This is a genomic window from Desulforapulum autotrophicum HRM2, from assembly GCF_000020365.1.
GTDB classification, from domain to species: Bacteria; Desulfobacterota; Desulfobacteria; order Desulfobacterales; family Desulfobacteraceae; genus Desulforapulum; species Desulforapulum autotrophicum.
The window spans coordinates 725,063-737,660 of sequence record NC_012108.1 but is presented as its reverse complement, the minus strand read 5'-3'; the positions used below and the strand labels follow the sequence as shown (position 1 = coordinate 737,660).

7 protein-coding genes and 3 pseudogenes are annotated in these 12,598 nt (G+C 44.3%); 7 read left to right on the top strand and 3 right to left on the bottom strand.

Annotation, left to right across the window (positions count from 1 at the left end):
• Positions 1-125 precede the first annotated feature (125 nt).
• A complete protein-coding gene (locus HRM2_RS24910; protein ID WP_012663019.1) occupies positions 126-3,929 on the bottom strand; it encodes a DUF7379 domain-containing protein in 3,804 nt (1,267 codons plus the stop codon).
• Positions 3,930-4,210: 281 nt separating this feature from the next.
• Here HRM2_RS24910 and HRM2_RS03180 point away from each other — a divergent pair.
• Together HRM2_RS03180 and HRM2_RS28260 are read left to right on the top strand one after the other, a co-directional pair.
• Positions 4,211-5,662 (top strand): annotated as a pseudogene (locus tag HRM2_RS03180) (ISNCY family transposase).
• A gap of 131 nt (positions 5,663-5,793) precedes the next feature.
• Positions 5,794-6,117 (top strand): transposase, encoded by a 324-nt coding sequence (locus HRM2_RS28260; RefSeq protein WP_408605349.1) that lies wholly within the window; start codon positions 5,794-5,796, stop codon positions 6,115-6,117.
• Positions 6,118-6,334: 217 nt separating this feature from the next.
• On the opposite strand, the pseudogene HRM2_RS28425 reads toward HRM2_RS28260, so the two are convergent.
• Positions 6,335-6,748, bottom strand: a pseudogene (locus HRM2_RS28425) (IS4 family transposase); the annotation flags it as partial.
• A gap of 196 nt (positions 6,749-6,944) precedes the next feature.
• On the opposite strand from HRM2_RS28425, the gene HRM2_RS03170 reads away from it, so the two are divergent.
• From HRM2_RS03170 to HRM2_RS03150, 5 genes are all read left to right on the top strand, one after another.
• Positions 6,945-7,343, top strand: a complete 399-nt coding sequence (locus HRM2_RS03170) for a hypothetical protein (protein WP_012663014.1) — start codon at positions 6,945-6,947, stop codon at positions 7,341-7,343.
• Positions 7,344-7,643: 300 nt separating this feature from the next.
• Complete coding sequence (locus HRM2_RS03165; protein WP_012663013.1) at positions 7,644-8,015, top strand: CHC2 zinc finger domain-containing protein; 372 nt, start codon at positions 7,644-7,646, stop codon at positions 8,013-8,015.
• Positions 8,015-8,596, top strand: a complete 582-nt coding sequence (locus HRM2_RS03160) for a hypothetical protein (RefSeq protein ID WP_012663012.1) — start codon at positions 8,015-8,017, stop codon at positions 8,594-8,596. Before HRM2_RS03165 ends, HRM2_RS03160 begins: the two co-directional genes overlap by 1 nt.
• Positions 8,583-10,271 (top strand): integrase, encoded by a 1,689-nt coding sequence (locus HRM2_RS03155; RefSeq protein ID WP_012663011.1) that lies wholly within the window; start codon positions 8,583-8,585, stop codon positions 10,269-10,271. The genes HRM2_RS03160 and HRM2_RS03155 overlap by 14 nt, the downstream gene beginning before the upstream one ends.
• A 1-nt stretch (position 10,272) precedes the next feature.
• Positions 10,273-10,941, top strand: coding sequence for an ATP-binding protein (locus tag HRM2_RS03150; protein WP_041273016.1), 669 nt, complete (start codon positions 10,273-10,275; stop codon positions 10,939-10,941).
• A 386-nt stretch (positions 10,942-11,327) separates the two neighbouring features.
• Here HRM2_RS03150 and HRM2_RS03145 read toward each other — a convergent pair.
• A pseudogene (locus HRM2_RS03145) lies at positions 11,328-12,308 on the bottom strand (IS4 family transposase); the annotation flags it as partial.
• Positions 12,309-12,598 lie beyond the last annotated feature (290 nt).

The following is a 12,598-nucleotide window of genomic DNA, read 5'->3' as shown; positions in this document are numbered from 1 at the left end:
GTTTGATCAGGATGTTATGAGCTCATGTTTTCCATTGCGGACAGAACCAAACCTCTTATGTATGGGTTATTAAGCCCTTTCAACATATTGTTTTAGCCTGAGTCGAGTCACTTTCAGGTTAATAATTAATCTGTCGACAGAGTTGCATATGGATTCCCGTAGACAGTGTACGCAAGCCAGGTCGCCTCTCCTTCCTGTTTCGCTGCCAGGCGGGCGGCAGTCGCCGCTTTGCCGAGGTTGTCGTTCTTGAGCAATCTCTTATACAGCATCTCCGTGAACTTGCTTGCCGGCAAATCACCTACGGACCAGAGAGTCGCAACTAACATTCCGGCTCCCTGCTTGAGAAAAGCCCTGGAGAAACCGCCAATGCTGGTCATCTTGTAGCCAGCGCGACCAGCCTGGCAGGCATTCAATGTCACTATCGGCCGGCAGCCATTGTCGGCAACGATTCCTGAGAGTTGTTCTATGACAGAAACCCGCAACTTCTCCGTCACATAGTTGGCACCTTCGATGCGACCCTGCAGGAGGAGTTCAGCACGGTTGATATCCACTGAAGATGCGAAGCCATGGCAGGCGAAATGGAGCAGGTCGAACCCATCTTTTGACTCCAGAAATTTCCGCACCGGCGCGATATGGGGTTCAACCAGAGTGGCCTTGAAAGAACTTTCAAGAAAATCCACCTCCTTCTCGGCTTCATCAAGCTGGTATTCAGGATGGGGATAATATGGAATAACATAATGACAGCGGCCCTCCCGGGCTCGAAGCTGAACGGGCGGCCAACCGACATTATGCAGCCAGCGAATCAAACCGAATTCTCCCAAAAAACGTGTTTCGGGCGGAAGACCGCTTTTGGGCGGTTTAAAATGCACAAGCTCCCAGGGGATAAAAGGTTCCTCGGCCAGTACCATTATATTGTCAATCTGATCACGATATTCCCATAAGGTGTCCTGCAATTCCTCGGGAAACAGCTCGTCCCATAGCCCCGCCCCCACCTCCCGAAGCTCCTGTTGAAACTGTTCGTAATCCTCTTTATTGCTCAGATAGCGCTGTTCTATATCTTCATATATTTCGGCAATAAAGTCGCTGCGATCACCTTTGAATGGTTTCGATTCCCAGCTCCCGAGTACCCCGAGGTCGGGAGCCCTGAGAATGAACTGGTAGAGCCATTTTCCCCCGCGTTCGAGCTCGAAAATGCTCAATTCATGCTCTGGCTGCGGCCCCGGCTCCTCCTCGATTACCGTTGCCTCCTGCGGTCGACGGACAGGCGGACGTGTCCGAGCCGCGATAATAGTGGTCTTGAGAGAAAGATTTACCAGGGGCCTTACACCCTGCCTGACCCTCACGAGTATTTCTCCCTCCCCTGCGTCGGTAGCCTTGACATCAAAAATCAACTGTTCCGGCTGCATGTCCTCAGGGACGTCAATTTCAACGCGAGTTTCCCCGGCTGCCATGAAATTTTTCTTTGGAATCAGCTCAACCGTCAATTTGCGATCAGTCTTTACGGAAATCTCTCCCTGTGCCGCCACTGCTTTCGTTGCCCCGATAATTTCCCGCGACAGGGTGACATCTAAAGATGTAACCTCCCCAATCACTACCTCATCATCCATTTCCGCCAAGGCGTGGCAGGTCACTGCAGGAGGTAAAACTGGTGTCGGCTCGGAGATGATAGCTCCCGCATGTCCACTCGAATGGCCCCTTGTTCTTCTCACAGATACGCCATCTGAACGATCAAATGCAAAGTCAACTGGTAGGGAGACCGAGTCAATCAAATTTCTAAAGAGAGGCGGCTTGCTGTGAACAAACCTTGGCATGACCCGCCGGGCTACAACCAGGCCTTTGTCATCGATCGGAGAGCTGACTTGGTCAGCCAGTAGAACCAGATCATCAACCGACGTTGCCAAGACCTCTGATTCCGCGACACCGATCACCCTGCCGTCTTCCAACCCGATTACTCGCTTGCTGCAGGAACGTTGGGCGCCTTCATGAGATGGAGGCAAAGCATCAACAGGGCCCTCTGCCGAAGCCTCTGTTTCATGCAACCCTAGCGAATCCATCAGAATCGCCTCCGGCTGCTGGGAGGCCAGTTCGATCACTTCCTCCGCTGCAAAAGCGTAATGAAGTATTTGCTCATCCCACTGCCGCTCAATTACAACATAGCTTGGAATATTACTCTGGATCCGTTCGAGGGTATCCATACCTGAGTCTTCTGCTAGGGCCACCAATACATCGTGATCCAGACGGGCAAGGGTCTTTTCAGGTATTGCGACACCTCCCGCCTTGACACCCCTGATTCTGGCCGGGCTCGCAACTTGCGGAAATTCCAGGTCAAACCAGCGTGCCAACGCGTTCGTAACCTGCGGCTGCAAAAAGTAGTTGGTATGGAAGACGATGCCGTTTTGCCCAAAATCCAGTGAATCTTTGATGTAACGGCCAGACTGAGCATCAATATGTTTCATCGAACTGAGATTGACCACCAGGTCATTTGATGTTCCCATCAGCTGATCGACAACACCATCGGCAAGTGCGAGGAGCAACTGTCGCGGCAGCTCCTTGAGATTTTCCAGCGCGCTTTTGGCATCAAAGTCGGAGGTGACAGCGTAATACCTGCTCTCTATTGCGGTTGGCTGGCCAGGCTGGCTCTGATTTAACTGATGAATGAAATCCCCATCTGGTTCCATTGCGGCCAACCCAGGAACAGCCTTTTCCGTAATAGCTTCATCGACCAGGATTTTTGCAAGCGAACCGACACTCTTCAGCACCCCTCCCATCAGTTGTGCAGCAAACGTGGCCTGAGGAAACATTGCAATTGCCCGGCATGCACCCACGGCCAGATTTGTGTATAAATTGATCAGTGATTTCCAGTTGTCTGGCTCCGCCAGTTCAGTTCCCCCATTAACGGCACCAACGAACACCACCCGCTCAATCTGTATCGGTATGGTTGCAGCCGGTAAGAGATATTCAATTAGGCTGCGAACCGTAATGCCACCTCGACTGTGGCAGACTACGTCGATTTTCGCAGGTTGCAGCCAGGTTCTTGATTCGAGCCCCTGTAGTAGCGCGGTTGCGTTTGCGAGAGGATCGACACATAGGGTCTGGTGGTCAAAACCTATAACGGTGTCGTAATTGGCACGGGTAGCCTGCAAAAAACTGCGTCCCCAGGGCGTTGCCCCCAAAGCACCAAATCCACCTGTCGTGTTGCTGAATGTTCCATGGACAAAGAGAAGGATGCGTGCAGCACGGTGTTCCGGCAATTCAACAGTTGACAGATCAGGTAATTCCGGCCACTCCAAGGGATTGTCGCTATCTAATGCGACCCATCCTGTGCGCACTTTGCGTTCCAGGAACGCCGCACCGTGTTTCAGTAGAAACCGTCCCGCATACTTGAAAACAAAAGCCTGGACATTTTCCACAATCAAGTCGCCCAGCCAGCCACGCTTTTTCTTGCCCCCTGTGGAGGAAGTTCCAAGAGACAGCTGAAAAGTTACTGTTCGAGCGCCCCTTTTGCTACTGTGGTGACTAATTTTCGGTTCCGTCCCAGATAGAGGTGGTTCTACCCCGTCAAAATGCCAAGTGTAAAATCCATCCTGTTCAAGCAGGACCACCGCATTTTCATTGGTGTCCAGATCGACTTCAATTGTCGCATTATGCGAAGTGAATTTGCCGAATCTCCTTTTTACTGGCTGAGAAACTGGCGAAGTCGCAATGGGTACAGTACCAACCAGAGTCATATCCTGGTCAACGAGGGAATCGATGATTCCACTCGTCTCCTGATCGTCCATTGTATTCGCAGCACCAGGAAGAGGGACCACACCCGGTGTACGTTGCCTAACCCCTCGCCTTCCTTTCTTGCCAGGCTTTTTTTCTGAGAGGGTCAGTCCTTCCGATAAAGTAACACATAATCCTGATGGAAGTTTAATTGGACCACTCATAAGCTTTCCTCCTATTAGAGGAATTTAATATTTATGTCTTGGTTCAACGAGAATTGGAGTCTTCCACTAATTAGTGTTTGACCGAAAACTTCAAAACCCTTGTCTTTAGCGGTTTTATGAGCCACCGCATGAGTTAAAGTTCTTACTAAAACACAATTTTAACTTGACTTTTACTCGTTTATACTTTACAGTAAGCTACTTGAATAAATGAATTTAATTGAAGATATTACTAATTAATAAATATCTTGCTATTCTAATGTTTGCAAAACTTCGAGGTTCCTTTGCGTAAAATTTTCGATCCACAACTGACATTCGGACAAACTCCAATCGAGGATATCAAAATTGATATGAGATCCAGGGATGAGATCCCCAAGCTTCTTTTGGGTCTTAAACACATCTATTGTGACAAAGAACTTCGCCAAGCAGTTTTTGACATCCTTGAAACCGTGACTCCGGAAAGGGTAAATTCCAAAAACGGCCATCCCGGAATGGATTTATGGAAAATTCTTGTAATGGGAACCATTCGACTCAACTGCAACTGGGATTATGACAAACTTCAAGAAATTGCCAACAACCATAAAACCATGCGACAAATGCTCGGGCACGGGATGATGGACGATGACAAAACATACCCGCTTCAGACTTTGAAGGATAACGTCTCACTTTTAACCCCGGAAGTCCTTGATAAAATAAATACTCTGGTTGTCAAAGAAGGTCATAAACTCCTGGTAAAAAAAAAGACCAGACGTTGATGGGACGCTGTGATTCCTTTGTTCTTGAGACGGATGTACACTACCCTACCGATATCAACCTATTGTTCGACGCAGTCCGAAAAATGATTCAAATTGCCGCCATGATCAGCCAGGGACTGGGGATGACCCTTTGGCGACAGTACGATTATAATATACGCTCGTTTAAAAAACTCTATCGCATCGCCCAAAAACTAAAGCATTCCACTTCAAAGGATGAAAAGAAAAAGGCCCAACGGAAGCAGTTAATCATTGAAGCCCACGCCAATTATATCGAATCTGCAGAGAATTTTGTCAAAACGGCAAATTCTACCATCGAACACATTGTTTCAAACGATCCAGCCTGTCTGGCAAGGATAGAAGAGCTGAAAACGTATATCGATCATGCCAATCGGCAGGATTAGACAGCGTGTTATAAAGGGTAAAAAAATTCCGCATAATGAAAAGGTCCTCTCACTTTTTGAACCCCATACGGAATGGATCTCCAAAGGGAAAGCCGGTGTTCCCCAGGAATTGGGGCTGCGGGTTTGCATCCTGGAAGATCAATATGGCCTAATTCTGCACCACCAGGTTATGGAAAAAGAAACTGACGACAAGGTGGCAGTTGCCATGGTCGATGCCGCTCAAAGCAAGTTCCCAAACCTCAAAGGGTGCAGTTTTGACAAAGGTTTTTACAATCCTGGAAACAAGAAGGCTTTGAAAGACAATCTCACCCTTCTGGTGCTTCCAAAAAAAGGGAAGCGAAACAAAGCTGAATTTGAAGAAGAAACAGCCGAGGAATTCCGCCGATCCAAAAGAAAACACTCGGCAGTTGAGTCCGCCATCAACGGGTTGGAAAACCATGGTCTGGACCGATGCCCGGATCATGGTATTCATGGTTTTAAGCGGTATGTCAGTTTGTCGGTTCTGGCAAGGAACCTCCAGATTATCGGGCACCATATTCAACAAAAGAAGCTAAAACGAATTCAACGTAAATCCGGCTAAACCAAAACTGCAGAGAAAGAGGACAATTTGAATAAAAAAGAATAGTTACGTCCAAAATAAGTTTAAATTGTCAAAGATCATCAAAAAAGAACCACACCTCGCATAAAACTTTGATGAAGTGAACATCAAGGATTTATGAGGACACCCGAAGGCCTCTCAAAGGGGTTTTCGGTCAGACACTAATTAAATTAACATACTCGAGCGGAGGTAAGCAACATGAAAAGGAAGAGAAAAAGCTACACCCCGGAAAAAAAGTAACCATTCTGAAACGGCATTTGGTTAACAAGTTTGCGGTATCGGATCTGTGTGATAAATACAAATTGCAACCAACCGTGTTTTACCGGTGGCAGAAAGAGTTTTTTGAGAATGGAGCGTCGGCCTTTACCCGAGATACGATGCGACAAAAGAGCGAGGAGAATGATCGGATAAAGATGCATTCTGGCAGTATCAAGTAACTATCAGATAGGCTCGATGACGATATTTCCAGAGAGAAGGACTTGTCTGTTTTCACGGAATTATATGAGAATGGAGTAGTTGCAAACCATAGATTACCAAAGATCATCTTTCACAGCGGTAACGCACACCAACCTGAGACGCTACTGTTCTTAAAGCTATAACTTGCCTCAGAAACCTAATAATAATAACTCAACTTTCTGAGAAGTAAATTCATCTCTATTCCCCTTCCAATAGGGGCGTTTGCCGATTGGAAAGGCCGAAATATACAAGTGCTTCACCCATTATCAGGTCGAGCATGGAATTTATGATCTTCTCAGACAAGTTATGAACCTTTCGTAACGTAGCCATGGCTAATTGCATTATCCTCGTTAGTGCATCAAGGAAAGTTATGTTGGCCAATTCTTCATTGCAGGCTCTGAATAAATCTCCAAATGATCGTTGATCAACGCTTTTCCTTTGGAACAGACTCAGAATATTGTATCTGGCCATTACCAGGGAAGTGTGTCCGATCAAACCATCATAGTTCCGGATTTGGATCTCTTTAACCAGTTTTAGATGCTGTTTGCACATTTTAAAAAATACTTCGATATCCCAGCGTTTACCGTACAGCCTTATTATTTCATCATCTGCTTGTTAAGATGCGAATACTCTAACGCCTACCCCCCAAATCGTTCGCAAAATACTATAACGCTATGATTAGGGCAGCCCGCCGCAAATACCCCGCCAAATAGAAAATAAATCATACCCCGCTTACCCCGCCGCTTTTACGACAAAATCAATTTTTAGGGCTATATTTTCATCCAGATTTAAATTTGGAGAAAATATAATGGCAAAAAGTTCAAGTGGAAAACGCCCCTGCTGTATTTGCCGCAAATGGTTTAAGCCGGATGTCCGCCAAAAAGGACGACAGACAACATGTGGAAGGTCTGCCTGCAAAACTGAACAGCACCGAAGAAACTGTCAAAAATGGAACAAAAAAAACGGTGAATATTTTAAAAATAACTATCTGGGTAAAAAATTAGAAAAGATTGAGGAAGAATCTTCTAAGGAATTTAAATCCAGCATACCTCCCCATGAACACCCCCCGCCCAACTGCCTGGCAAAGCCCGTATTGCCATATGAAATTTTAGAAAACGAGTATGGAACAAGAAATATGATCGTCATCCAATATGTAGCTTGGCAGATTCTGAATCAGTCATACGATTCAAAAACTGCGTTCAGATAGGGGGGGGGTGTTTATGGATAAAAACCTCGACTAATCGAATCGGAGTTTCAAGACGCATCATAGACTTAACCAACTGTAATTCATTGATATCCCAACAAAGTAATCGACTTAGGGTTTTAAGACGCATCATTAACCTAAACCTCTGTAAATAAAGGAGATACGAACAGACTAATACATAAGGGTGTTTAAGACACAACAGACAAGGATGGGGCTATTATAGTAGTTTAAAAATAGGATTTTTACACCTTGCCTTGAGCTTAAGGCAAAGTGCCTTGATAACCCCGACAAATGTGAGGACTCATGCCAAAAAAATTTTCATCCCAAGAGTTGTTTGAATTAAGAAATTTTATCCCTGTGGAGATGTTGATAAGGGAGCAACTGGAAATGCCATCAAAAATCAGTGAAGGCTTTTTCCGTTTTCTGTGCCCGATCTGTAATGAATTCCAGACAGCCATAAACCCAGCCACCAACCTGGCCCGGTGCTTTCGATGTGAAAAAAACTTCAACACCATCGATCTTGTGATGACTGTTCAGAGAATCGGGTTTAAAGAGAGCGTTCTGTTCTTAAAACGCCTGATGGTCAAAGTTCCGAATCAGAACAAAGATGCCAGACAGGGGTTGCAAAATTTTATCGGAGGCATCGGCCAGACCATGCCGGGAGGATTAGGATAATGGAACAGGATCGGTTGACCCGTCTGGAGAATCTTATTGCCCGTAATCAGAGTCGTTTCCATGAAATAGGCAAAGCTCTGAAAGAGATAAAAGATACCCGGCTGTATAAACTCAATCTTTTCAGTAGTTTTGAAACTTATGCCAGAGTGCGCTGGGATATGGGCAGAGCCCAAGCTTATCGCCTGATAGAATCCTATAAGGTTATCAACAATCTGTCTCCAATTGGAGACATTCTTCCCAACAATGAATCCCAGGTGCGCCCCCTGGCCCCATTGGATCCCATCGAACAGCGTAAAATATGGAAGGCATTTTTAAAAACCGCCATGGAGATAACCGCACCAAACATCAAACAGTTCATTGATTCCGCAAAAGAAAACGACACCGGCAGTAAAGACGAACCTGTGGATTTAACCGATCAGGTCAGCAAAGCCTATATGGATGCTGTCCAGGCAATGCTTGACCAGGTTCGACTGGCCCAACAGGATCACTGGCAAAAGACATCTCGCCAGGCTGGGCTATTGTGGAACCGGGTCATTCGGGAAAAAATATTGACAAGGGAGAACGGCAATGGACACGGATAACCTGAAGGTCATACCTACTCTGACGCTTGATGACCGTTTCAATCTTTTGCTCCATAAAAAGATCATGAACAAAAAAGGCTCGGCCAAACGAGCAAGTAAAAAATATTACAAAGATCAATATCAAAAAACCGGCATTATTCCGGGGCCACTCCTACTTGTGGAAAAGAAGGTTATGGAAGGCCGCAAGTGCAGTGGACGTCCCCGTTCTTTCTCCGAACAGGTCCGCAGACGTTTTATAGAAATGGTAAAAGAGTCGTGTGATCCGTCAAGCCAACGGTTCATCTTTATTACCCATAAGGCAAGAACCATTAAAAATTATCACCACTGGCTTGAGAAAGAGTTCAAAAAGAGGATCTCCATCCATGCCCTCAGGCACTGTGTTTACCGTGAAAACCTCAAATCATATTTGAATAAACCAGATTTCGAGGACGATATTCCGGTCAAAAATAGTTTTAAACCAGAACCGGTGTTTGATCTGATCCAGATGGATGGCTGTATTTTTAGATATTTTAAGATCAGAAACGACAAGGGTCATTGGCAAAAGCCCCAGGTCATAGAATTTTATGATACGGGCTCTCGTTATATGTTTGTCCTGGATGCGTATTTTTCCGAAAGCAGTTGGAACTCCGTGAACCTGTTCACCAAATTTTTACTGGATAGGCCATTTCCCCAAAAAAAGATTCGTATCCGGCCGGATAATGCCAAGGGCTTTTTAAATCTTAAGCGCCCCATCAACGACTTGAATTTGAAACATTCCACCCCGAACGGGTTTTATATGGAACCTGATTTCTCAAGGATCCATGCTCCCAAGGATAAGGCTCACCTGGAATCATCCCACCGCAGCCTTCATAATTTTGAAATCCGAATCATCAAGGCGTTTGAAAAAAGGATCGTAAAGACAGAGCCCGGGTACATCTTCAAAAAAGGAAAACAAGAAAAAATCACCGTTACCCTCCTTGATATAAATTTGGATGAGTTAAAAACAAGCTCACTTATGGAGGAATATCGCCATGAACACAACTGTACACGCCACTATTTCTCTGAAAAAGGAAAAGTCAGTGCCTGGGTGCCGGATAAAAAGCTCACAGACTTTTTTAAAACATTTACCAGCACACTGACCTTTTGTACTGATCAGGTCAAGGAGCACATGAAATATGGATTTAGAAAAACAAAAGCCACGGTATCAAAGCAGAAGACCATCAGATTTGAAAATCAGGATTACTATGTGACCATGGGTGCAGACAAGTTCAGCTCCCATAAAAGTACACCCGTTCAGATATCCAGATACAATGACAAGCTTTTCCTTTTTGAGCCCAGGGAGGATGGTATTTTTTGGGGAGAAGCCCTTGCCCGAAAGCCCTTTGAAAAGCCGTTAAAAGTATTGACCATATTGCCGGACAAAAATGAGCTGGATCAGATCATCGCCTTTTTGGAGCACAACAGCATGGTCGTCGATCGGCCCCTCCTGATTAAAAATTATAAAAAAGGTCTTTCCATGCCCATGGCAAAGCAAATCCTTCAGCATAACCAGAAAAGATACACCACCTATATAAAAAAGATGCAGCAACCCACGAATATAAAAGGGGCAGTGCTGTTCAATGCTTTTATTCTCGATTGTGAAAGCCATTATCGAAGAATCCATGTGGCACCGTATGCGTTTTCTGGAGAAATATGACATGAAACGAAAAGAAGATTTTATAAATGACAAACGCCGCATTTCTTATCTGGGGGCCACATATAACCGAATCTATCGTAGGCAGAGCGTCTTGATCGAGGGTGATTATGGCGTGGGTAAAACCCGTTTCTTGAAATTGCTGCAACCGAAAAAACTTCATGCCGTCTGGGTGGAGTCACTGTTCAACATACATGAAACCCTGGCATCGATTTTAAAGAAGCTAAATTACGACACAATCGCCACCTACCGGCGAACCCCTCAATATTTGGAAATGATATGCAGTCTGTCCAACTGCTTTATTTTAATCGACGAGGCAAACGATCTTGATCCCCGGGTCTGGCCCTACCTCAAAAGGGTTATCGATGCCGGTGTTCCCATTGTATTTGCAGGATTACCAAAGGTGAGGACCTTTTTAACCCGCGAGCATCCAGACATCCTCAGCCGCTTGAAAACGCTTATTCTATACCCGATTGTGGTAGAAGATTTCATTGTCGAGTACAAGGATATTGAACAGGAGGCCATTGAACAGATTTATATGACGACCAAAGGCGATATGAGAAAATTCAGAGAAATTTGTACAGACTGCAGGGACAGAGCAAAGGAGTTGAAATACACCTTTGTTGACATCAATCTTGCCTTGGAATTTCTCTCTGATCTTCCTCCTCAATAACGAACATAAGGCACATGGAAAAATTTCACCAAGAAATAATGTGAGGCCAGAAAGGACTGATTTTGCTGTTCTAAAACTTTAGATCGTCCAGATTAGATACCTCGGACAAGATAATTAAATCAGGATAGACCATTACGCTTTTTTAGCGAATGGTCTATTTTTGTTTACAACTTCTCAAACTTCATTGACTGATTTTTGAAATACACATTCCGTGCAACACTGCTATAAAATAGCATTAACCTACTGTAAAAAATGATATTTATTTGAAGCGTTAGAGTATTTTGCGAAAACACGATTAGGGCCAATGCTATGCAAGTAGCTGATTATAAATGTTATTGAGGCCTTTTTTATAAAAACAGGGCAGATAAAAAGCGTTAGAGTATTTGCATCTTATCATCTGCTATGGTAATATCTGTTGATAAAAAGGCGAGCCATCCTCGTTTTTTATCACAGGGGACAAATATGACTCTGGCTTTGTTCCCGTCAGGTAACCGAACAAGGACACTGGCCTTAACTTTGGCCTTCCCTCTTTTTTTCTTTAATTTTCCATAAAGGTCACTTAACCTGAGTCTCTTTCCATTGTACTCGTAAAACCATTTTGGATGATCCTTAAGCATGCAGATAATGTGGATATGCTTGCGAAGGCTCGAAATCACCGAAGGCATTGAAAACCAACTATCCATTACAAGATACTTCGCCCTGATACCAGTCTTGAGGGCCTTTTTTACCATTGGTTCCAGATGCATTGTGGATTTTGTTATCGCTTCTTTGCGGCGTTGATAACCGCACGTTCTTTTATCAATATCTGGATTGATTTCATTGTATCGATTCTTTTTGTTTGCTGATGATAACAAGGCAAAATCAATCCCGAGAAAACTGTTACCATCTGACCAGCCAAGAGTAAGCAGCCTGAAGCCTTTTAGATATTTGTGAGTTGCATGATCATATACACGGGAAAGAAGTTCCACTTTTTTGGAACGGCTTCTGTCGTATGGCGAGTCATCAAAGATAAGAACCTCTTCAGAAGAATTATCCAGAAGACCCTTAATTATACAATAAATTCGGCTGCTAAGAAGAGTTGTAAACCGTCTCCAGTTATAGGTGGGCGAATTTAAAAAGTCATACACGGCATCTTTTCCGACTCCCACTTTTTTATTCCGCACTACGCCTTGGAAGAAGTTTTTGCCAATAAACGCCAGATTGAAAACGATAGTGAACAATTCCAGGGGAGAAGCACCTTTGGTTTTGACTATACCTGAATTGTTGAGCATGCTTCCAACTTTTAATTTGGAAAAATAGTTACCAAAAATTCCGAGCTTTTCAGGATTTATGGTTTGATTTTGATATTCTGTCGAGGTAATATGCATTTTGATGAGATTCCTATCTTTGATTGTTGTTTTTTAGGGGTAAAGAACACGTATCATAGGTAGTGAATCTCGTCAATATTAATAGTTATTTCAAATTGTTGTATTTTTAAAATTTAGAGTGACTAAACTCCGAAAGTTGAGATAATAATAAAAGGTGCTATTGACCTTTATGAAAGCCCAAATAACCTAACAAGAAAGAATCATCCCACAATCCGAGATTATTCCAGAGAATCAACCGTTATAGTTGCTCCATTTATACGATACTCGATAGTCTTTTTCTTTCGAATCTG